This window comes from Mycobacterium sp. MS1601, assembly GCF_001984215.1.
GTDB lineage: Bacteria > Actinomycetota > Actinomycetes > Mycobacteriales > Mycobacteriaceae > Mycobacterium.
On record NZ_CP019420.1, the window covers coordinates 6,094,554 to 6,115,956 of the forward strand.

19 protein-coding genes and 1 pseudogene are annotated in these 21,403 nt (G+C 66.7%); 11 read left to right on the plus strand and 9 right to left on the minus strand.

Annotated elements, in window-relative coordinates:
• Positions 1-12: 12 nt before the first annotated feature.
• Genes urtA through BVC93_RS33690 form a run of 6 tightly spaced genes read left to right on the plus strand, consistent with a single transcriptional unit; the run spans position 13 to position 5,384 of the window.
• The gene (gene urtA, locus BVC93_RS29050; protein ID WP_083740423.1) at positions 13-1,290 is read left to right on the plus strand and encodes an urea ABC transporter substrate-binding protein; all 1,278 of its coding nucleotides are present in this window, start codon (positions 13-15) and stop codon (positions 1,288-1,290) included.
• 10 nt (positions 1,291-1,300) lie between these two features.
• Positions 1,301-2,185, plus strand: a complete 885-nt coding sequence (urtB, locus tag BVC93_RS29055) for an urea ABC transporter permease subunit UrtB (RefSeq protein ID WP_083740424.1) — start codon at positions 1,301-1,303, stop codon at positions 2,183-2,185.
• Positions 2,182-3,285 (plus strand): urea ABC transporter permease subunit UrtC, encoded by a 1,104-nt coding sequence (gene urtC, locus BVC93_RS29060; RefSeq protein WP_083740425.1) that lies wholly within the window; start codon positions 2,182-2,184, stop codon positions 3,283-3,285. Before urtB ends, urtC begins: the two co-directional genes overlap by 4 nt.
• On the plus strand, positions 3,282-4,118 hold the full coding sequence (urtD, locus tag BVC93_RS29065) for an urea ABC transporter ATP-binding protein UrtD (RefSeq protein ID WP_083740426.1): 837 nt from the start codon (positions 3,282-3,284) through the stop codon (positions 4,116-4,118). The genes urtC and urtD overlap by 4 nt, the downstream gene beginning before the upstream one ends.
• A complete protein-coding gene (gene urtE, locus BVC93_RS29070; protein ID WP_083740427.1) occupies positions 4,118-4,810 on the plus strand; it encodes an urea ABC transporter ATP-binding subunit UrtE in 693 nt (230 codons plus the stop codon). Before urtD ends, urtE begins: the two co-directional genes overlap by 1 nt.
• A 37-nt stretch (positions 4,811-4,847) precedes the next feature.
• On the plus strand, positions 4,848-5,384 hold the full coding sequence (locus tag BVC93_RS33690) for a hypothetical protein (RefSeq protein ID WP_192860131.1): 537 nt from the start codon (positions 4,848-4,850) through the stop codon (positions 5,382-5,384).
• On the opposite strand, the gene hisS is transcribed toward BVC93_RS33690, so the two are convergent.
• Entirely contained in the window at positions 5,381-6,655 is a 1,275-nt protein-coding gene (hisS, locus tag BVC93_RS29080; RefSeq protein ID WP_442929113.1) for a histidine--tRNA ligase, read from the minus strand. The two genes, BVC93_RS33690 and hisS, sit on opposite strands and share 4 nt — an antisense overlap.
• A gap of 9 nt (positions 6,656-6,664) precedes the next feature.
• Entirely contained in the window at positions 6,665-7,213 is a 549-nt protein-coding gene (locus BVC93_RS29085) for an MBL fold metallo-hydrolase (protein WP_083740429.1), read from the minus strand.
• 97 nt (positions 7,214-7,310) lie between these two features.
• Between BVC93_RS29085 and BVC93_RS29090 the strand changes: the two genes are divergently transcribed.
• From BVC93_RS29090 to BVC93_RS29105, 4 genes are all read left to right on the plus strand, one after another.
• Positions 7,311-8,210, plus strand: a complete 900-nt coding sequence (locus BVC93_RS29090; protein ID WP_083740430.1) for a peptidylprolyl isomerase — start codon at positions 7,311-7,313, stop codon at positions 8,208-8,210.
• Positions 8,211-8,217: 7 nt separating this feature from the next.
• On the plus strand, positions 8,218-9,237 hold the full coding sequence (locus BVC93_RS29095) for a peptidylprolyl isomerase (protein ID WP_157517135.1): 1,020 nt from the start codon (positions 8,218-8,220) through the stop codon (positions 9,235-9,237).
• A 145-nt stretch (positions 9,238-9,382) separates the two neighbouring features.
• Complete coding sequence (locus tag BVC93_RS29100; RefSeq protein WP_083740431.1) at positions 9,383-9,841, plus strand: hypothetical protein; 459 nt, start codon at positions 9,383-9,385, stop codon at positions 9,839-9,841.
• Between the two features lie 52 nt (positions 9,842-9,893).
• Complete coding sequence (locus BVC93_RS29105) at positions 9,894-10,556, plus strand: DUF2161 domain-containing phosphodiesterase (protein WP_083740432.1); 663 nt, start codon at positions 9,894-9,896, stop codon at positions 10,554-10,556.
• A 61-nt stretch (positions 10,557-10,617) separates the two neighbouring features.
• Here BVC93_RS29105 and BVC93_RS29110 read toward each other — a convergent pair whose 3' ends face one another.
• The 6 genes from BVC93_RS29110 to yajC form a co-directional block, all read right to left on the minus strand.
• Positions 10,618-12,975, minus strand: a complete 2,358-nt coding sequence (locus BVC93_RS29110; protein ID WP_442928993.1) for a RelA/SpoT family protein — start codon at positions 12,973-12,975, stop codon at positions 10,618-10,620.
• Between the two features lie 74 nt (positions 12,976-13,049).
• Positions 13,050-13,574 (minus strand): adenine phosphoribosyltransferase, encoded by a 525-nt coding sequence (locus BVC93_RS29115; RefSeq protein WP_083740434.1) that lies wholly within the window; start codon positions 13,572-13,574, stop codon positions 13,050-13,052.
• 31 nt (positions 13,575-13,605) lie between these two features.
• Positions 13,606-15,255 (minus strand): ABC transporter substrate-binding protein, encoded by a 1,650-nt coding sequence (locus BVC93_RS29120; RefSeq protein ID WP_083740435.1) that lies wholly within the window; start codon positions 15,253-15,255, stop codon positions 13,606-13,608.
• 5 nt (positions 15,256-15,260) lie between these two features.
• Entirely contained in the window at positions 15,261-16,499 is a 1,239-nt protein-coding gene (gene secF, locus BVC93_RS29125; RefSeq protein ID WP_083740436.1) for a protein translocase subunit SecF, read from the minus strand.
• A 4-nt stretch (positions 16,500-16,503) separates the two neighbouring features.
• Entirely contained in the window at positions 16,504-18,291 is a 1,788-nt protein-coding gene (gene secD, locus BVC93_RS29130; RefSeq protein WP_083740437.1) for a protein translocase subunit SecD, read from the minus strand.
• A gap of 121 nt (positions 18,292-18,412) precedes the next feature.
• Positions 18,413-18,751, minus strand: a complete 339-nt coding sequence (yajC, locus tag BVC93_RS29135) for a preprotein translocase subunit YajC (protein WP_083740438.1) — start codon at positions 18,749-18,751, stop codon at positions 18,413-18,415.
• Between the two features lie 434 nt (positions 18,752-19,185).
• Here yajC and gabT point away from each other — a divergent pair, with 434 nt between their 5' ends.
• Positions 19,186-20,526: a 4-aminobutyrate--2-oxoglutarate transaminase gene (gene gabT / locus BVC93_RS29140; protein ID WP_083740439.1), complete on the plus strand. Its 1,341-nt coding sequence runs from the start codon at positions 19,186-19,188 to the stop codon at positions 20,524-20,526.
• A 61-nt stretch (positions 20,527-20,587) separates the two neighbouring features.
• Here the strand turns inward: gabT and BVC93_RS29145 are convergent.
• Positions 20,588-21,204: pseudogene (locus BVC93_RS29145) on the minus strand (hypothetical protein).
• Between the last annotated feature and the right edge of the window lie 199 nt (positions 21,205-21,403).

Genomic DNA, 21,403 nt, shown 5'->3' on the forward strand with positions numbered 1-21,403 from the left:
GAAAGGCTCTCGATGCGCAGATCTGTGCGTCCCCAGCGTTCGTCGCTGAAACGTTCGGCTATCGCAGCCGGTGGCGTCCTCTTCGCGACCAGTCTGGTGCTGGTCGGTTGTGGTAGCAAAGCCAGTGACACCGGAACCGCCGCTGACGCGGCCTCCTGCGTCGACACCGAAGGACCGACCATCAAGGTCGGATCGCTGAACTCACTGTCGGGCACCATGGCGATCTCCGAGGTCACCGTGCGCGACGCCATCAAGCTGGCGGTCGACGAGATCAACGCCTCGGGTGGCGTACTGGACAAGCAGATCGAGCTCATCGGCGAAGACGGCGCCTCTGAGCCCACGGTGTTCGCCGAGAAGGCCGAGAAGCTGATCAGCAGCGACTGCGTGGCCGCGGTCTTCGGCGGATGGACCTCCTCCAGCCGCAAGGCCATGTTGCCGGTGTTCGAGAGCGCCAACTCGCTGCTGTACTACCCCGTGCAGTACGAGGGCCTGGAGTCCTCCCCCAACATCTTCTACACCGGTGCCACCACCAACCAGCAGATCGTTCCCGCCCTGGACTACCTCAAGGAGAAGGGCGTCAAATCGCTCTACCTGGTGGGTAGCGACTACGTCTTCCCGCAGACCGCCAACCGCATCATCAAGGCGTACGCCGAGGCCAACGGCATCGAGATCAAGGGCGAGGACTACACCCCGCTGGGCTCCACCGACTTCTCCACCATCGTCAACAAGGTGCGCACCGCTGATGCCGACGCGGTGTTCAACACCCTCAACGGCGACTCCAACGTGGCGTTCTTCCGCGAATACAAGAACGTCGGCCTGACCCCTCAGGACATGCCGGTGGTCTCGGTGTCCATCGCCGAGGAAGAGGTCGGCGGCATCGGTGTGGAGAACATCACCGGCCAGCTCACCGCCTGGAACTACTACCAGACCATCGACACCCCGGTGAACACCGCGTTCGTCGACGCCTACAAGGCCGCCTACGGCGCCAACAAGCCCACCTCCGACCCCATGGAAGCCGCCTACACCTCGGTATACCTGTGGAAGAACACCGTGGAGAAGGCGGGCGCCTTCGACACCAAGGCCATCCAGGACAACGCCGGCGGCGTGACCTTCGACGCCCCCGAGGGTCTGGTCACCATCGACGGCGAGAACCACCACATCACCAAAACCGCCCGCATCGGTGAGATCCGCCCCGACGGCCTGATCTACACCATCTGGGAATCACCCGGCCCCATCGAGCCGGATCCGTTCCTGAAGTCCTACCCGTGGGCCGCCGGACTCTCCGGCTAGGTACGACTACATGGATGTCCTGATCGGACAGCTGGCAACAGGATTGAGCCTCGGCTCAATCCTGTTGCTCGCTGCACTCGGATTGTCACTGACCTTCGGCCAGATGGGCGTCATCAACATGGCGCACGGCGAGTTCATCATGGCCGGCTGCTACACCGCGTTCGTGGTGCAGCAAGTTGTCTCCAACGCCGGTGCGTCACTGTTCATCTCGCTGATCGTCGGCTTTCTCATCGGCGGCGCGCTCGGTGTGCTGCTGGAGGTGACGCTGATCCAGCGGATGTACGACCGACCACTGGACACCCTGCTGGTGACCTTCGGCGTCGGCTTGATCCTGCAGCAGGTCGCCCGGGACATCTTCGGTGCACCCGCCGTCAACGTCATTGCGCCGGCCTGGCTTTCGGGCGGATTCGACATCATGGGCGCGGTGGTCCCCAAGACCCGCCTGTTCATCCTGGTGTTGGCCGTGGTGTGTGTGACGGTGCTGGCCATGGTGCTCAAGGTGAGCCCGATGGGCCGACGCATCCGGGCCGTGGTGCAAAACCGCGACCTGGCAGAGACCAGCGGCATCTCGTCCCGCAAGACCGATATCACCACGTTCTTCATCGGCTCCGGGCTGGCCGGCGTGGCAGGCGTGGCGCTGACGTTGATCGGTTCCACCAGCCCGACCATCGGCCAGAGCTACCTGATCGACGCCTTCCTGGTGGTCGTGGTGGGTGGCCTCGGGCAGATCAAGGGCACCGTCATCGCGGCCTTCGGCATCGGCTTCCTCAACTCGTTCATCGAGTACAACACCACCGCATCACTGGCCAAGGTGATCCTGTTCGTCCTCATCGTGATCTTCCTGCAGGTCCGGCCGCAGGGCCTGTTCACCGTTCGGACAAGGAGTCTCGTATGACACGCGTCCTGGGTAGGTGGCAGACGTGGGCCGGTTTCGGTATCGCCGCGGTACTGCTGTTCGGTGTCATGCCCGCGGTGCTCTCCGATTTCCGGTTGAGCCTGCTCGGGCGTTTCCTGTGCTTCGCCATCGTCGCGGTCGGGATCGGTCTGGCCTGGGGTCGCGGCGGCATGCTGGTGCTGGGCCAGGGCGTGTTCTTCGGCCTCGGCGGCTACATGATGGCGATGCACCTCAAGATCGCCGACGCCCAGATCGCCGGCGACGCGGTGCCCGACTTCATGCAGATCCAAGGCACCCGCGAATTGCCCGGATACTGGGCCCCTTTCGCGTCCCCACTGGTGACCTTGCTGGCCATCCTGATCATCCCCACCGCCATCGCGGCGGCGCTGGGCTTTGGCGTGTTCAAGCGCCGGGTCAAGGGCGCGTACTTCGCCATCCTGTCGCAGGCGTTGGCGGCAGCCCTGGCCATCCTGCTGATCGGGCAGACCGGCCTCGGCGGCTCCAACGGACTCAACAGATTCCGCACGTTCTTCGGATTCAACCTCAACGACCCGTTGAATCGGCAGATGCTCTATTTCATCGCCGCCGGTGTCCTGCTGGTGGTGGTGGCCGTCGCACGCCAGCTGATGCAAAGCCGCTACGGCGAGCTGCTGGTGGCGGTGCGCGACGGCGAGGAGCGGGTGCGCTTCCTGGGGTACGACCCGGCCAACATCAAGGTGGTGGCCTACACCGTCGCCGCACTGTTCGCCAGCATCGCCGGCGCGCTGTTCGCACCCATCGTCGGCTTCATCGCGCCGTCGCAGGTCGGCATCCTGCCGTCCATCGCCTTCCTCATCGGTGTTGCCATCGGCGGACGCACCACACTGCTGGGTCCGGTACTGGGCGCCATCGGTGTGGCGTGGGCGCAGACCCTGTTCTCCGAACAGTTCCCGTCGGCATGGACCTATGGGCAGGGCCTGTTGTTCATCCTGGTCGTCGGATTCTTCCCCGCCGGCTTCGCCGGGCTTGCGGTGTTCTTCAAGCGCAAACGCAAGGCCGCCAAGGGCGAGTCCGCACCCGATCCGGACCTCGAGAGCGAGAAAGTGGGCGCGCCGTCATGACGCAGCCGGAAATCAAAGAGCCACATGCGGGCGGCAATGTCGGCATGGGCACCCAGTATCTCGAAGTACGCGGTCTCACAGTGGATTTCGACGGGTTCAAGGCCGTGCAGAACGTCGACCTGACGCTCTTCCAGGGTGATCTGCGGTTCCTGATCGGCCCCAATGGCGCCGGCAAGACCACGGTCATCGACGCCATCACCGGCCTGGTGTCGGCCAGCGGATCGGTCAACAAGTCCGGTACCGAACTGCTGGGCAAGAAGGTGCACCAGATCGCCAGAAAGGGTGTGGGACGTACGTTCCAGACCGCCAGCGTGTTCGAAAAGCTGACAGTGCTGCAGAATCTCGACATCGCGGCGGGCGCCGATCGATCGTGGTGGACGCTGCTGCGGCGACGCCCCGGCATCCTGCCCTCCATCGAGGAGGCACTGGAGATTACCGGACTGGCCAGCCTGGCAGACAAGCCGGCAGGTGTGCTGGCGCACGGGCAGAAGCAGTGGCTGGAGATCGGCATGCTACTGGTACAGAACGCCGACGTGCTGCTGCTCGACGAGCCGGTGGCAGGCATGAGCACCGAGGAGCGGGAAGAGACCGGAAACCTGCTGCGACGCATCGGTTCCGAGCGCACCGTGGTGGTGGTGGAACACGACATGGACTTCATGCGCGCGTTCGCCACGTCGGTGACGGTGCTGGCCCGCGGCCAGGTGATCGCCGAGGGCACGGTGGCCGAGGTGCAGGCCAACCCCAAGGTCCAGGAGGTCTACCTGGGTACGGCCGCCGCGGGTGCGGACGGGCTCGAAGAAACCCAGGACCTCGAAGAGACAGGGGCGCCCTGATGCTGCAGATGATCGACGTACATTCCGGCTACGGCCGCTCCGAGGTGATCCACGGCGCCAGCATCGAGGTGCCCTCGGACGGTGTCGCCGCGGTGATGGGACACAACGGGGCAGGCAAAACCACGCTGCTGCGGGCGGCGGTGGGTCTGCTCAAATGCAGTGCGGGCAAGGTGATGTTCGATGGCGAGGACATCACCAAGCTGCGGCCCTCGGCGCGGGTGGCCCGGGGTCTGGCGTATGTGCCGCAGGGCCAGCAGTCGTTCGGGCAGCTGACCACCATGGAGAACCTGCAGGTGGTGGCCGACGGCCGCAAGGACGGCAAGCGGCTGATCGACGAGCAGCTGGACCTGTTCCCCGCACTCAAGGAATTGCTGACCCGTCGCGCCGGTCTGCTCTCGGGCGGTCAGCGCCAGCAGTTGGCCATCGCGCGGGCGCTGATCACCGAGCCGAAGACGCTGATCCTCGACGAACCCACCGAAGGCATCCAGCCGTCGGTGGTGCACGAGATCGAGGAGACCATCACGGCATTGACGCAGCGGGGCAATCTCGGGGTGTTGCTGGTGGAACAGCACATCGGGTTCGCGCTCGAATCAGCGCAGACGTACTACATCCTCGAAGCCGGTCGGGTCACCTCCAGTGGCACCGGCGGCTCCGCCTCGGAAGAGGACGTCCGCGCCGCAATGGCCATTTAGGGGTACCGGCCCGCTCCGGGCTGGCAGGCTGCACACCATGACCGCGCCTGCCACCCCCCGGATCCTGCTCGACGCCGGCGGCCTGGTGGTCACCGACGACGGCCGCCGCGTCAACGTGGTCGACCGCGCGACAGGCGGGTTGGGCACCACCGCCTTCGTCCTCGGCGTGCTGGCGGTGTGCGTCGGCGGTTTCGGCGTGGTGGCACTGGTGACCGGTGCGCCGGCACAGCTGCTGGGCGCGCTGTTCGTGCTCATCGGGCTTGCGCTGGCCGGGGCGGTGTTCTCCGTGGTGCGCCGCATCCGGTCGCGGCGCACTGCGCCCTTGAGCAGCTGCCGTTCCGTGGCGGTGCTGGACCGCAAGCTGAACCTCTTCACCGTTGCCGGCGGCGCGTTGTTACCGCTGGACCGGATCCGCTTCGACAAGCGGCTACAGCTCGGCTCCAGCTCGGCCAAGCTGGTCGCCGTCAGCCCCGAAGGGGTGCACGTGCTCAAGCGTGGCAATCCGTTCGACGGAAGTTTCGGTGACGCCGACCAGGTACTCAACGCCGTCGTCGCGGGCACATCGTTGGCCTAGGCGGACAGGCGCGAAAGCACGTGGGCGACAACCTCGTCCGCGGCAATATCCACCTGCTCGCCGGTGCTGAGGTCCTTCACACCGACGGTGCCCGCGTCGATGTCGCGGTCCCCGGCCACCAGCGCCAGCGCGGCACCGGAACGGTCGGCCCCCTTCATCGCCGCCTTGAGACTGCGGTCGCCATAGGCCAGGTCCACCCGGACACCGGCGCCCCGCAAGGCCGCCGCCAACACCGCCAGTTCCAGCTTGGCCTGCTCCCCCAGCGGCACACAGAACACGTCGACGCGGTTCGTCGGCGCAGGTGTTTTGCCCTCGGCGCGCAACGCCAGCAGCGTGCGGTCCACCCCGAGGCCGAAGCCGATGCCGGAGAGATCCTGGCCACCGAGCTGCCTCATCAACCCGTCGTAGCGCCCGCCGCCGCCGATCCCCGACTGCGCGCCCAGGCCGTCGTGCACGAACTCGAACGTCGTCTTGGTGTAGTAGTCCAGCCCGCGCACCATCCGCGGATTCACCACGTACGGCACCCCGAGCCGGTCCAGATGTGCCAGCACGGCGTCGAAGTGCGCCTTCGCCGCGTCGGAGAGGTGGTCGAGCATCAGCGGTGCGTCGGCGGTCATCGCCTTCACCTCCGGACGCTTGTCGTCGAGCACCCGCAGCGGGTTGATCTGCGCGCGGGCCCGGGTGGCCTCGTCGAGATCCAGCTTGAGCAGGAAGTCCTGCAGCAGTTGGCGGTAGGCGGGCCGGCAGGTGTCATCACCGAGTGAGGTGATCTCCAGTCGGAACCCGTCAAGCCCCAGGGCGCGAAACCCGGCGTCGGCGACGGTGATCACTTCGGCATCCAGGGCGGGGTCGTCCACGCCGATGGCCTCGACGCCCACCTGCTGCAGTTGGCGGTAGCGCCCCGCCTGGGGGCGTTCGTAGCGGAAGAAGGGGCCGGCGTAGCAGACCTTCACCGGCAACGCCCCGCGGTCCAGACCGTGCTCGATGACGGCGCGCATCACGCCGGCCGTGCCTTCCGGTCGCAGCGTCACCGAGCGGTCACCGCGGTCGGCGAAGGTGTACATCTCCTTGGAGACCACGTCGGTGGATTCGCCCACTCCGCGCGCGAACAGCGCCGTCTCCTCGAAGATCGGCAGCTCGATATCGCCGTAGCCGGCGCGGCGGGCGGCGGTCAGCAATCCGTCACGGACCGCGACGAACTGCGCAGAGTCGGGCGGTAGATAGTCGGGAATGCCTTTGGGCGCCTTGAACTCGCTCACTTGCGGTGTCAGCTCTCTCGATCAGTTGCGGGTGTATCGGCGCACCGCGCCGATGGTGGTGGACGAGCCGTGACCAGGTAGTACCACGGTCTGGTCGTCCAGGGCCAACAGGTAACCGGTGAGTGCGGCGTCCCCGGTGAACACCACGGGGACCGGGCCTTCGTCAGTGTCCGCACTCACCTGGTACACCACCGATCCCGGGGTGTGTCCAGGTGTGTGTTCGACGCCGACCAGGATATCGGCCACGGCCAGTTGCTCACCGCCCTGCACGTCCAACAGGTTCTCCGGCTGTTCGGCACCCAGCTCGGCCAGCAGCGGCCGGTCGGCCGGATGCAGATAGGTGGGGATATCCCAACCGGCGCCCAGGTCGAACGCCGAGGCGGCGTGGGTGGCGTGACCGTGTGTCAACAACACAGCCGCCGGGGTCAGGTCGTTGACGGCGAAGTAGTACTCCAATGTCGCCACCGCCTCGTCACCGGGGTCGATGACGATCGCAGCGGATCCGGGCGCCGCCGCCACCAGATAGCAGTTGACGTCGCCCGCTCCGGAGGCGAAGCCCGTGATCAGCACGCCGACAAGTTTCGCATGCGGGTCGACACGTGCTCTGCCGCCGCGGGCTGGCAGACTCGGAGCCAACCGTGTAATCGACGACCGGAGGGCTTCGGCGGTGCCGACCAACGAACAGCGACGAGAAGCTGCCAAACGCAAGCTGGAGGAACAACTGCAGCAGCGTGAAGCGCAGGCGAAGAAACGCCGGACCATGACCATCATCGGTGGATCCGTGGCGGCAGTGCTGGTGATCGCCGCGGTGGTGGCCACCGTGGTCATCGTGCAACGGGACTCCGGAGGTGGCAGCACCACCGCATCCGCGGCCACCACCGAGCCCGGCTTGCCCATGCCCGAGGACGGGCCCACCGTCGCCCCGCCCGCCAACGGTCAGCTGCCGCCGTTCACCCCGCTGGCCAGCACCGGGGCCAACTGCCAGTACCCGGCGGCGCAGGCTGCCAGCAAGCAGAACACCCCGCCGCGCACCGGCCGGGTGCCCACCGATCCCGCCCTGATCAGCGCGAGCATGACCACGTCGCAGGGCAACATCGGGTTGCAGCTGGACAACGCGAAGTCGCCGTGCACCGTCAACAGCTTCGCCAGCCTGGCCCAGCAGGGCTACTTCAACGACACCACCTGCCACCGGCTCACCACCGCCGAGTCGCTGTCGGTGCTGCAGTGCGGCGATCCTGCGGGCACCGGCATGGGCGGCCCCGGCTACGAGTTCGCCAACGAGTACCCCACCGACCAGTACCCGCAGAACGATCCCGGTCTGCAGCAGCCGGTGGTCTACCCGCGCGGCACGCTGGCCATGGCCAATGCCGGCCCCGGGACCAACGGCAGCCAGTTCTTCCTGGTGTACGCCGATTCGCAGCTCCCCCCGCAGTACACGGTGTTCGGCACCATCGACGAGACCGGGCTGGCCACACTCGACAAGATCGCCGAGGCCGGGGTGCAGGGCGGCGGCCAGGACGGAGCGCCGGCTCAGGAGGTTCTGATCAAGACGCTTGCGCTGGACTGATCACCTCATGACGGTCCCGCCGCCCTACGGGCCGCCCACCCCGCAGTGGCCTCAGCAGCCGTGGCCGCCCCATCCCTATCCCTGGCCGCCGCAGCCGCGAAACCCCACCAACGGACTGGCGGTCGCCTCCATCATCAGCGCGGTGTTGCTCCCGCCCCTGGGAGCGTTGCTCGGACACCTGTCGTTGTGGCAGATCAAGAAGGCCGACGACGCCGCCCCGCAGGAGGGGCGCAATCTGGCCATTGCCGGACTCATCATCGGCTACTCGCTGACCCTGGTGACGGTGCTGGCTGTGGTGGCGGTGTCGTCGCTCTCGTCGTGGGTCAACAGCGAGTTGGACCGCTACGACCCGATTTCCGTGCCCGCACCGCTGACGCCCCGCCCGGAGCCGGCGGGACTGCCGCGATTCGATCCTCCCGCCGATCTGGGCAGCGCCTGCGCCTACCCGGCCACCGCGAGCCCCGCCAGTAAGCCGGTCAAGTCGCCGCGAAGCGGCGCGGTGCCCACCTCCCCCGCCGTGGTGGCTGCCACCATGACCACAAGCGACGGCGCCATCGGCCTCGAGTTGGACAACGGCAAGTCGCCGTGCACGGTCAACAGCTTCGTCAGTCTGGCCCAGCAGGGGTTCTTCGACAACACCCCGTGTCACCGGCTGACGTCCAACAACTCGCTGTCGGTGCTGCAGTGCGGAGATCCCACCGGAACCGGAACAGGCGGTCCCGGTTACGAATTCGCCAACGAGTATCCGAGCAATCAGTTCGCCCCCGACGATCCCGACCTCGCCAAGGCGGTGCTGTATCCGCGGGGCACACTCGCGATGGCCAACGCCGGACCCGATACGAACGGCAGTCAGTTCTTCATCGTCTACGCGGACTCCAGGCTGCCCCCGACGTACACGGTGTTCGGTTCCGTCGATGAAACCGGTTTGGCCACGGTGGACGATATCGCCGCACGCGGGGTCGTCGGCGGCAACCTCGACGGCAGACCCGCACGGCCGGTCACCGTCGAATCAATCCGCCTGGACTGAGGCTCGCGCGAACAATCCGGAATGCGAAGAGGGATTCAGCAAACGAATTGTGATCAACGCGTGCCTTGCTGAACCATCGGAGCCTTTACACTTGGTCAGCAGGTGCCTTCTGGGGGATGCGGCATCAGGTCCGCGAGGGGAACGAATGGCCGATCACAGCGCATTCGCGCGGTTGAGCGACTCGCCGCGCACACTTCGGGCGGCAGGCGTCGATTCCACGGTCCGCCACGACACCGCTGCGCTGGCACGCGCACACAGCGTGATACAGCTAATGATTGCCCCGACGGCATCATCGATAGAGGTCATTCCTGTCACTGTCGGCGACCTGGCCCTGGACAGCGACAGCGGTACCGTCACCGGAATACTGTCGAGTCCTCGGCCACTGACCTTCACGCCGCAGTTTGTCCACACCAACAAGGGCCGGGCCCGGGTGAACCGCGACGGCTCGATCACCTATACCCCCGGGGCCGCGGCGCGGCGAGCCGCCTCCCGGATCGGGGCCGCCTACCGGCATCACGATCGTGACATCGTGTCGATCGATGCAGTCGATAGCGATGGAGCACGCGTATCTGCCCAAGCCACCATCGCCATTCTCGGATTCTGATCCCAGCGTCGCCTCCCACATCCGCCTGCGACGGTGCGTTAGCCTGCTCGGCATGCCGCTGGAAAGCGACCTCTATCCCCCGGTCAAAGCACTGCTGGAGAGCCAGGGCTACGTGGTCAAAGGCGAAGTGGCGCATTGTGATGTGGTCGGTGTCCGCGATGACGGGCCACCGGTGATCGTCGAGCTCAAACGCGCCTTCAACCTGGGTCTGCTGTTGCAGGGAGTGGACCGGCTGGCCCTCACCGACACGGTGTATCTGGGGATCGGCCGAATTCCGAAGCAGAGCAAGGAGATCCGCGGTCTTTGCCGGCGGCTCGGGCTGGGCCTCATCGTGGTCACCGGGCAACGGGCCGAGGTCCTGCTGGACCCGGCGCCCTACGCGCCGCGGAAGAACAAGCGCAAGGTGGGCCGTCTGCTCGGTGAGCACGCCCGCCGCGTCGGAGACCCCAACCTCGGCGGCTCGTCGACCAAGGTCCCGATGATGACGTCCTATCGTCAGGAGGCGGTACGCTGCGCCGAACTGCTGCGCGCCGGACCGATGAAGCTGGCCCAGATGCGCGCGTCCGCCGACGTTCCCAATGCCGCCAAGATCCTGCAGAAGGACTACTACGGCTGGTTCGAACGTGTCGAGCGCGGGACCTACGCGTTGACACCGGCGGGACTGACGGGCATCGCCCGCTACACAGAACCGTCGGTTTCTGCAGCCGGGTCGTGATCCGCGGCGCCGGACCGCCCGGCTGCAGAAAACAACGGTTTCTGCTCGTGGGCAGCCTTCGTCAGGCGGCGGAGGTTACCCGGTAGACGTCGTACACGCCCTCCACATTGCGCACCACATTCAGCACGTGCCCCAGATGCTTGGGGTCGCCCATCTCGAAGGTGAAGCGGCTCACGGCCACCCGATCATCGGAGGTGGTGACCGACGCGGACAGGATGTTCACCTTCTCGTCGGCCAGCACGCGCGTGACGTCGGAGAGCAACCGGTGGCGGTCCAGCGCCTCGACCTGAATGGCCACCAGGAACACCGAACTGGGACCCGGCGCCCACTCCACGTCGATGATCCGCTCGGACTGCTCCTGCAGCGAAGCGGCATTGGTGCAGTCGTTTCGGTGCACGCTGACGCCGCCGCCCCGGGTGACGAACCCCATGATGGTGTCACCGGGAACCGGCGTGCAGCACTTGGCGAGCTTGCTCAACACACCTGGCGCCCCTGGCACCGCGATACCCACATCGTCGCTGCTGCGCTGGCGCATCGGCACGTTCGACGGCGTGGACCGCTCGGCGATCTCGTCCTCGGCGTCATCGGCACCGCCCAGTGTGGCGATGAGCCGCTGCACCACATGGTGCGCCGAGATATGCCCCTCACCGACGGCGGTGTAGAGCGCCGAAACATCGGTGTAGCGCAGCTCGCGAGCCAGCGTGCCCATCGATTCGGCATTCATCAAGCGCTGCAACGGAAGGCCACCACGGCGCACCTCGCGGGCAATGGCGTCCTTACCGGACTCCAGGGCCTCTTCACGGCGTTCCTTGGCAAACCACTGCCGAATCTTGGCCTTGGCGCGCGGTGACACCACGAAGCTCTGCCAGTCACGCGTGGGCCCGGCATTGGGAGCCTTGGAGGTGAACACCTCGACCACTTCACCATTTTCGAGCTTGCGCTCGAGCGCCACCAGGCGGCCGTTGACCCGCGCACCGATGCAGCGGTGTCCCACCTCCGTGTGCACGGCATAGGCGAAGTCGACGGGTGTGGACCCTGCGGGCAGCGTGATCACGTCGCCCTTCGGGGTGAAGACGAAGATCTCCTGCACCGCAAGGTCGTAGCGCAGCGATTCCAGGAACTCGCCGGGGTCGGCAGCCTCTCGCTGCCAATCCAGGAGCTGGCGCATCCACGCCATGTCGTCGATCTCGGTGGCGGCCAGCGTGGCGGGAACTCCGTTGCGGCCCTTGGCTTCCTTGTAGCGCCAGTGCGCGGCGATGCCGTACTCGGCGGTGCGGTGCATGTCACGGGTGCGAATCTGCACCTCCAGCGGCTTGCCCTCCGACCCGATGACCGTGGTGTGCAACGACTGGTAGACACCGAAGCGCGGCTGAGCGATGTAGTCCTTGAACCTGCCCGCCATGGGCTGCCACAGGGAGTGCACCACACCCACGGCGGCATAACAGTCGCGGATCTCGTCACAGAGAATCCGCACACCAACCAGATCATGGATGTCGTCGAAGTCGCGGCCCTTGACGATCATCTTCTGATAAATCGACCAGTAATGCTTGGGGCGACCCTCGACGGTAGCGCTGATCCGCGAAGCATTCAGTGTCGCAGCGATTTCCGCGCGGACCTTGGCCAGATAGGTGTCGCGCGACGGCGCCCGGTCGGCGACCAGCCGGACGATCTCCTCGTACTTCTTGGGGTGCAGGATCGCAAACGACAGATCCTCGAGCTCCCATTTCACCGTGGCCATGCCAAGTCGGTGTGCCAGCGGCGCAATGACTTCCAGTGTCTCGCGGGCCTTGCGGGCCTGCTTCTCCGGCGGCAGGAAGCGCATGGTGCGCATGTTGTGCAGGCGGTCGGCGACCTTGATCACCAGCACCCGCGGATCACGGGCCATCGCGATGATCATCTTGCGGATGGTCTCGCCCTCGGCGGCCGTGCCGAGCACCACCCGGTCCAGCTTGGTGACGCCGTCGACCAGGTGGCCGACCTCTTCCCCGAATTCGGTGGTCAGCGCCTCCAGCGTGTACCCGGTGTCCTCCACGGTGTCGTGCAGCAGTGCCGCCACCAGTGTGGTGGTGTCCATGCCCAGCTCGGCAAGGATGTTCGCCACGGCCAGCGGATGGGTGATGTACGGGTCACCGGAGCGGCGCAGCTGCGTGGCATGACGTTCCTCTGCCACGGCGTAGGCACGCTGCAGAATCGTGAGGTCCGCTTTGGGGTAGATCTCGCGGTGTACCGCCACCAGCGGTTCGAGCACCGGGTTGATGGCGCTGCGCTGCGCGGTCATCCGGCGGGCCAACCGGGCCCGCACTCGGCGCGAGGCGCTGCTGGTGGCTTTCGGCGTCTCCGCCCGCGGTTCGACAGGGGGAACCGTCTGGCCGGCCGCAGGTTCAGCGACAGTTACCGGATCATCGGCCACGCACGCCACCTCCTGTCGCTGCGATGTTCAAGTCTCCGTCACCGAGAATATCCTCCCGCGGGCATCCCCACGGAAAGGTCTCGTCAGACCACGTGCAGGCTGGTGACCGGCAGCGGCGACACCTTGCTTCTGCCGCCGAGTGCTTCGAGTTCCAGCACCACCGCAGCCACGGTCACCACCGCGCCACTCTGCACCAGAAGGCGGTGCGCGGCCATCATGGTGCCGCCCGTGGCCAGCACGTCGTCGAGCAGGACGATCTTGCGGCCGGCCAGCTCGATGCCCTCGGCAGGGATCTCCAGCACCGCGCTGCCGTACTCCAGCGTGTACTCCTGACGGTGCACCGGCGGCGGCAGCTTTCCCCCCTTGCGAATGGCCAGCACCCCGGTGCGCAGTTTCGTCGCCACCGCGGCGCCCAGCAGAAAGCCGCGGGCGTCGATACCGGCCACCAGGTCGGCGCCCTCGGCGATCTCGGCCAGGGCATCCGTCACCGCCGCCAGGCCGTCGCGGTCGGCGAGCACCGGCGTCAGGTCCTTGAACTGGATGCCCGGCTCCGGGAAGTTGGGGACCTCGCGTGTCAGGGACCCGATGATCCGGGATACGTCGCTCACTCTGTAGCCATCCTCACCAAAGTCGGCACCGTCACGAGTTCAGCTGCCAGCGGTCCATGTTCCAACCCGCACCCCAGCGGGTCGGGTTGCTGCTGACGGCCTCGATGTTCTTCGAGGTCATCAGTGTGCGCTGCTGACGGTACAGCGGCATGGTCGGCATGTCGGCCCACAGGATCGGGGCGCCCTCGCCATACAGCCGCGCCTGTTCCTTGGGGTCCAGTGTGACAGCGAGTGCGCTGATGATGCCGTCGATCTGGCCGTTGGCGTACCGGGACAGGTTGTCACCATTGCCTGCGAACAACGCGTAGGCGTCCACCACCGAGGAGCCCGAGGAGCCGCTGCCCGTCGCTCCCCCGGTGCTGGCGATCAGCACGTCGATCTGTCCGTCCCGAAGGGCCTGTGGGCCCGCGACGTCCGACGAGGCGTCGGTGACGGTGATTCCCGCCGGCTCACAGGCTTTGGCGATGGCGCCGACGGTGGCAGCCAGGCGCGCGTTGGGTGTCTGGTATCCGATCCGCACGGTCAGTGGCCGGCCCTCGAGGGTGTCGCGCGCCGCGATCGGATTCGATGTCATGAAAGGCCCGGCTGCGGGCACGTTCTCCGTGAGCGCCAGGGTGTCCTCGTTGGCCGGATTGAGGCGCGCATTGGACACCGGCACTTCGGCGTTGCGAGCGATCACGTCACGCGGTGTGCAGTGCGCCAGCGCAAGGCGTTCAGGGATCTGTGACATCACCCCCTCGGGGGCGAAGATCATCTGCTCGATGCCTGTCGACGGCGAATCGACGCGGTTGTAGTTGTCCGGGGTGGTCAGGGTTCCCGATGATCCCGTCGCCACGTCGACCACCTCGAAGGTGCCGTCGTTGACGCGGTCCTGGACATAGAGGCCGCGCTGCCAGACCGTCACCCGCGGAGTGATCGGCGCCGTGCCCCACCAGCGGTCGTTGGCCACCAGCACTACCGCGCCGTCGTCGCGGACCGAGTCGATCTTGTAGGGCCCCGACGACGGGAAGCGTGTGACGTCCACACCGGGCTCGAGGTTCCAGCCGGTGTTCCACACCTGCGCGATACGTTCCACCACGGGCAGGTCGGCGGCCTGCAGCGCCCGGGTGACCCCGCCCTCGCCCAGGCCCAGCTCGTCGGCGATCACGTGCGACGGCATCAGCGAGGTGGCGGTGAACAGCTGGCCGTAGTCGGCGAAAGCCCGGTCGATCGCGAACGACACCCTGGCCTTCTTCTGGCCGGGCTGGCAGTCGATGGTCGAGATGTCGATGTATCCGGCGCGGCTGGCGGCGTCGAACTGCGGGAAGCGACCCGACTGCGCCAACCACGTCAACACCATGTCGTCGCAGGTGATCGGCTTGCCGTCCGAGTACACCGCGTTGTCGGCGATGGTGTAGTCCAACACCAGCGGCTCGCGCCCCACCACGGCGATGGAGCCGAAGTCGTGGTCGGCGACCACCTGTCCGTCCGGCCCGTGATAGCCGAAACCGGTGAGCACCCGAGCGAACGCCTGGGCGCCGCCGGAGGCCGCGCCGATCACGGTGTTGGTGTTGTAGGTGGCCAGCGCCCCGTCGATGGCGTAGTCGATCTCGTCGGCGGTGCCGCTACCGCAGCCCACCAACCCCAGCGCGGCGACGGACGACACCACAACCGCCGCAAGGCGCCGGCCTTTGAGCCCCATCCTGGTTAGCTCCGTCGAGGGCTGCGCTTGCCCGTCGGGCGGCCCGTGGAGCGGGTGGGCCGCGACGGACGGGACGGGCGTGCCTCGGTGCTGGGCGCCTCCGACGATGCCGACACGGTGGCGGGTTCGGCGTCGCCGTCCTCGATCGCATCCTCTACAGAGTCGTCCGCCTTGGCCTCCGATGCGGTGCCGGCCGCGCGGGCCCGGCGGTTCATCACCCGTCGGGTGTGCACGCGCACCTTCTCGGTGCGCTCCCGCAGGGTGACCAACAGCGGGGTGGCGAAGTAGATCGACGAGTACGTGCCCACCACCACGCCGACCAGCTGCACCAGAGCCAGGTCCTGCAGGGTGCCGACACCCAGCAGCCACACCGCGATGACCATCAGCGCGATGATCGGCAGCACCGAGATCAGGGCGGTGTTCAGCGACCGCATGAACGTCTGGTTGATGGCGAGGTTGGCCTGCTCGGCGAAGGTCCGCCGGGTGGTGTGTTCGAAGCCGTGGGTGTTCTCCTCCACCTTGTCGAACACGATCACCGTGTCGTAGAGGGAGAAGCCCAGGATAGTCAGCCAGCCGATCACCGTCGCCGGCGTGACCTCGAAGCCCACCAGCGCGTAGACACCGGCGGTGACCACGAGGTCGAACACCAGGGTGGCCAGCGCAGCCATCGCCATGTAGCGCTCGTAGCGCACGGTGATGTACACCGCGACCAGCGCCAGGAACACCACCAGCGCGATGATCGCCTTCTCGGTGATCTGGCCGCCCCAGGTCTCCGATACCGCGGAATCGCTGATGGCCTGCGGGCTGGGCTGGCCGTCGTCACCGACGGGCTGGAACCGCTCGAACAATGCCTGGCGCAGATCGTTGGTCTGCTGGTTGTCCAGCGTCTCCGAGCGGATCTGCACGGTGGCCGACGGCCCGTTGCCGACGATGACGACGGACTCCGGCGCCTCTCCGATGACCTCGTTGAAGACGTCTTCGACCTGCTGGGTCTCGACTGTCCCCCGCGGCATCGAGACCTTCGTCCCGCCTTCGAAGTCGATGCCGAAAGTGAAGCCGCGCAAGACGATTGCGGCAATCGAGATCAGCATGATCAGGCCGCTGACGGTGTACCACAGCTTGCGCTTGCCGATGACCTCGAACGCACCGGTGCCGGTGTAGAGGCGGACGAAGAAGCCGTGCTTCGGCTGCCCGGTCTCCAGGGGTTCGAGTTCGGCGGTGCCTGAGTCGTTCTTGTCTGCCATGGCGCTATCCCCGTCCCGCCGAAGCCGCGGCCCGGCGTTCCCGGGCGATCTGCTGAACCGCTCCCAGCCCGTTGAAGGCCGGCTTCGCCAACATCGTGGACTTCGATGCCAGGAAGATCACCGGCCAGGTGACCAGGAACACGACCAGAACGTCGAGGATCGTGGTCAGACCCAGGGTGAACGCGAAGCCCTTCACCTGGCCGACCGCCAGGACATAGAGCACCAGCGCGGCCAGGAAGGTCACCGCATTACCCGAGACGATGGTCTTGCGGGCGCGCGCCCAGCCTCGTGGCACTGCCGACCGGAAGGATCGGCCCTCGCGTATCTCGTCCTTGATGCGTTCGAAGAACACCACGAACGAGTCGGCGGTGGTGCCGATACCGATGATCAGACCGGCGATACCGGCCAGGTCCAGGGTGTAGCCGATGTAGCGGCCGAGTAGCACCAGGAGCGCATAGGCCATGGCTCCGGAGGCCACCAGGGACACGGTGATCAACAGGCCGAGCACCCGGTAGTACAGCAGCGAGTACAGCAGCACTGCCGCCAAGCCGACGGCGCCGGCGATGAGGCCGGCCCGCAACGACTGCAGTCCCAGGGTCGCCGACACGGTCTCCGCCTCCGACGATTCGAACGACAGTGGCAGCGATCCGTACTTCAGGACGTTGGCCAATTCGGCAGCGGACTGTTGGGTGAACTGCCCGGTGATCTGGGTGCGGCCTCCCGGGATGGCCTCCTGGATCTCCGGGGCACTGACCACCTGAGAGTCCAGCGTGAACGCTGTTTGCGTTCCGATGTTCTGGGCGGTGAACTGCGCCCAGATGTCGGAGGCTTCGGGCTTGAACTCCAGGTCGACGATGTAGCGCGCCTGCTGCTGGTCGAATCCCGAGGAAGCGTTGGCAATCTGCTCACCGCTGATGATCGAGGGGTCCAGCAGATAGACGACGGCCTTGTCCTCGGAGCAGGTGACCAGCGGAAGGTTCGGGTCGTCATTACCGGCGAGAACGTCGTCGTCATTGCAGCGCCCTGCCTGGTACTGCAGTGCCAGCACCTGAACGCTCTCGTTGTCGCTCTGGCGGAGCTGCTTCTCGAAGGCGATGCGCTCAGCCAGTGCCGCCCGATCATCCGGTGGCGCCTGCGATCCGGTTGGTGCCGGTGCCGCGGGGGCCGGAGCGGCGGGCGTGGCCGGTGCTCCCGGGGTTGGCGGTGGCGTCGGGGCCGGCTCCAGTGGGTAGGGCCGCGGCTGTGCTGCCGGTGCTTCAGGGGCAGGCAGTCCGGCGTCCGGTGGGGCCGCCGGCGCGCCTGGGACACCGCCCGCCGGGGGCTGCCCTGGTGCGGGGGCGCCGGGGACGGGAGGAGCACCGCCGGGAACCGGCTGGCCCTGGCCCTGGCCCGTGGCGGCAGCAAGCTGGTCAACCGGCACCGCGTACTTGACCGGACGGATGTAGAGCCGCGCCGTCTGGCCCAGATTGCGCGCTTCGTTGCCGTCGTTTCCGGGGACGGTGATCACCAGGTTGTCCCCATCGATCACCACCTCGGAACCGGACACACCGAGGCCGTCGACACGGCTGGTGATGATTTGCTGCGCCTGGCCGAGAGCCTCGCGCGTGGGCGCGCTGCCGTCGGGAGTCCGTGCGGTCAGCGTGACCCGGGTTCCGCCCTGCAGGTCAATTCCCAGCTTCGGCTCGGGCTGCTTGTCGCCGGTGAAGAACACCGCCGCGAAAGCTCCGATCAGCAATACCAGGAACAGCGTCAGGTAGCGGTACGGATGCACCGGCGCCGTAGACGATGCCACGTTGTTGTGTCTCCTCCGAGGTCATGCATGCAGTCATCCATGCTCAGGCCCGGTTCCGGGCCGCAGCTTCGAGGGCGATCGTTCGCCCGCACCCGGAAAGGGTACGTGGTGACCCTGGCTATCAGTCCTTGGTCAGGCGGTCGGGGTCTGAGGGCGTGTCCGTGATCTCGCTGTCAGAGTCCAGATCGTCGTCGGCCTCGGTGGTGTCTTCGATCTTGTCGCGGACGGCCAGCTTCATCCATTTGGTCACCACGCCGGGGGCGATCTCCAGGTCGATGTAGTCGTCACCGACGCCCGTGATGGTGCCCTGCAGGCCCGACGTGGTGTGGATGCGGTCGCCGACGGTCAGCGACTCGTGCAGGTCGATCGTGGCCTGCATGGCCTTCTTCTGCTTCCGCGACGCAAAGAACATGAATGCGCCCAGGATGATCAACAGGGGCAGGAATACGACCAAATCCATGGCAGCTCGAGTCCTTCTACTCTTTCGTGGCTTCTTCAGTTGCGGGCTTTATCGCGTCGGCAGGCACCGCCTCGAAACATGCGGCACCGAGACCGACGCCTCATGAGTGACCAGTGTGCCATTGGCGCTGCTCGCGCCCGACCGGCCGCGACGATGATCGCACGGATGGACACGTGCAGTCACATGCGGCCGCTGTCCCAGCTGGAGAAACACCACTGCGGATCGGATCTGGGAAAAACTGGACCGTCCCCCGGTGGGAACGCCACCGGGGGACTTCATAGACGGTAACTGCAACCGATTTCGTCCGCAATTCCACGAACTGACACGCATTCCATTGTCCGCACCCGAGGTAGCTGCGTGATCCGCTGGTCGCATCCCGCCAGCACGACTAGGCTCCTGAGTCGAGCAATCCCGCTGTTGACAGGAGCCATGCCGTGTCCACCCTCGAACAGAGCCGCCTGCTGACCACCGAGATCCCCGGCCCGAAGTCCGTGGAACTGGCCGCGCGCAAAACCGCCGCGGTGTCGCGTGCCGTGGGGACGACAATGCCGGTCTACGCACAGCGTGCCGGTGGCGGCATCGTCGAGGACGTCGACGGCAACCGGTTGATCGACCTGGGCTCGGGCATCGCGGTGACCACGGTGGGCAATGCCTCCCCGCGGGTGGTGGAGGCCGTGGCCGCGCAGGTCGCCGATTTCACCCATACCTGTTTCATGATCACGCCCTACGACGGATACGTCTCGGTGTGCGAGCACCTCAATCGCCTGACCCCGGGGTCCTACGAGAAGCGCTCCGCGCTGTTCAACTCCGGCTCCGAGGCGGTGGAGAACGCCATCAAGATCGCTCGGTCCTACACCAAGAAACAGGCAGTGGTCGCGTTCGACCACGCCTATCACGGCCGCACCAACCTGACGATGGCGCTCACCGCCAAGTCCATGCCCTACAAGAGCGGCTTCGGGCCGTTTGCGCCGGAGATCTACCGGGCTCCCCTGTCCTACCCCTACCGAGACGGTCTGTTGGACAAGGAGCTGGGCAACGACGGTGCGCTGGCCGCCGAGCGCGCGATCACGGTCATCGACAAGCAGATCGGCGCCGGCAGCCTCGCCGCAGTGATCATCGAACCCATTCAGGGCGAGGGTGGCTTCATCGTGCCGGCGCCCGGGTTCCTGCCCACGTTGCGCGCCTGGTGCGCAGACAACGACGTGGTGTTCATCGCCGATGAGGTGCAGACCGGCTTCGCCCGTACCGGTGCGATGTTCGCCTGCGAGCACGAGGGCATCGAGCCAGATCTGATCGTCACCGCCAAGGGCATCGCCGACGGGTTGCCGCTGTCGGCGGTGACGGGTCGTGCCGAGATCATGGACGCGCCGCACGTGTCCGGCTTGGGGGGCACCTACGGCGGCAATCCGATCTCCTGCGCGGCAGCACTGGCCACCATCGAGACCATCGAACTGGACGGTCTGGTGGCGCGTGCAGCCGCCATCGAAGCACTGATGAAGGACCGACTGCACCGACTGCAGGCCGAGGACGACCGCATCGGCGACGTCCGTGGGCGCGGTGCCATGATCGCGGTGGAGCTGGTGAAATCCGGCACCGCAGAGCCAGATCCGGAGCTGACCAAGAAATTGAGTTCGGCTGCCCACGCTGCTGGTGTGATCGTCTTGACGTGCGGGACGTTTGGCAACATCCTGCGTTTCCTGCCGCCACTGAGCATCACCGACGAACTGCTGATCGAGGGGCTCGACGTCCTGGCACTCCTGCTCGCCGACCTCTGAGAGCTCCGAAACCAGGGACTCCCGGCTGCACGGGGCAGCCGGGAGTCCCTGGTCTTCACCCTCAGTGGTGCACGAGAGTTCCATTGCTGCGGAACGGGTTACGCCAACTGCGACGCGGGCGGGCAGCCGCCGTGGACCCGATGACCTCGGTGCGCTGATCGTCCATCGGCAGTGGACCCGAGACAGGCGCCGAGCCGGTGACCGCAGGATCAGCCACCCGCTGAGCGTAGGCCACGTCACGCACGCTGCGCACTGACAGCCGGCCTACCGCAAGAGCCCCCAGGAACACGATGAGCGCGCCCAGCCCGGAGAAGTACGCCAGTTCCAGCGCAACGGTTTTCGCGGGAGTGGCGGCGGCGGGGACACCGATCTCCCCGACGGCAAGCATCGAGGCGAATGCCCGGCCGGCCACAAACCAGGCACCGGCGATCACTGCCAGCCAGCCACCGAGCGTGGCGCTGGCACGATTGCGTGAGGTCAGCAGCAGGAGGCCCCGACTGCAGTGACAGCGCCGGGGAGCACCTCGAGCCAGCCCCGTGCTTCCGTCCAGACCCAGGGTTGATCAGGCGAGTAGGCGAAGTCGAAGTAGGGGCCGACGAAGGGGATCAGCGCGCCCCAGATCCCGAGCAGGACAAGCAGGAAGCCGCTGGCAGCACCGCGACTGCGGGCGATCTTCATACGCCCACCCTTGAGGTGGGATACGTCCACTGCGCCCGTCGAGGCGTCCGCCGTTCGGACTGTCTTCATCGTGGCCTCCTTGTGTTGCCGCTTTGGTTACCCAAGGACCTGGTGGCACTAACGCCGCCGCGGGAGCAACTCCGCACAGCAGTCGCCGCACCCAGGGCGGCATGGACTCAGCAAACTGGATAACCAGCCC

Coding starts and splice junctions, on each gene's coding strand:
- yajC (WP_083740438.1), bottom strand. CDS start 18,751: ATGGATTTGGTCGTATTCCTGCCCCTGTTGATCATCCTGGGCGCATTC.
- urtC (WP_083740425.1), top strand. CDS start 2,182: ATGACACGCGTCCTGGGTAGGTGGCAGACGTGGGCCGGTTTCGGTATC.
- secF (WP_083740436.1), bottom strand. CDS start 16,499: ATGGCAGACAAGAACGACTCAGGCACCGCCGAACTCGAACCCCTGGAG.
- urtA (WP_083740423.1), top strand. CDS start 13: ATGCGCAGATCTGTGCGTCCCCAGCGTTCGTCGCTGAAACGTTCGGCT.
- BVC93_RS29105 (WP_083740432.1), top strand. CDS start 9,894: ATGCCGCTGGAAAGCGACCTCTATCCCCCGGTCAAAGCACTGCTGGAG.
- urtB (WP_083740424.1), top strand. CDS start 1,301: ATGGATGTCCTGATCGGACAGCTGGCAACAGGATTGAGCCTCGGCTCA.
- BVC93_RS29095 (WP_157517135.1), top strand. CDS start 8,218: ATGACGGTCCCGCCGCCCTACGGGCCGCCCACCCCGCAGTGGCCTCAG.
- urtD (WP_083740426.1), top strand. CDS start 3,282: ATGACGCAGCCGGAAATCAAAGAGCCACATGCGGGCGGCAATGTCGGC.
- BVC93_RS33690 (WP_192860131.1), top strand. CDS start 4,848: ATGACCGCGCCTGCCACCCCCCGGATCCTGCTCGACGCCGGCGGCCTG.
- BVC93_RS29120 (WP_083740435.1), bottom strand. CDS start 15,255: ATGGGGCTCAAAGGCCGGCGCCTTGCGGCGGTTGTGGTGTCGTCCGTC.
- BVC93_RS29100 (WP_083740431.1), top strand. CDS start 9,383: ATGGCCGATCACAGCGCATTCGCGCGGTTGAGCGACTCGCCGCGCACA.
- urtE (WP_083740427.1), top strand. CDS start 4,118: ATGCTGCAGATGATCGACGTACATTCCGGCTACGGCCGCTCCGAGGTG.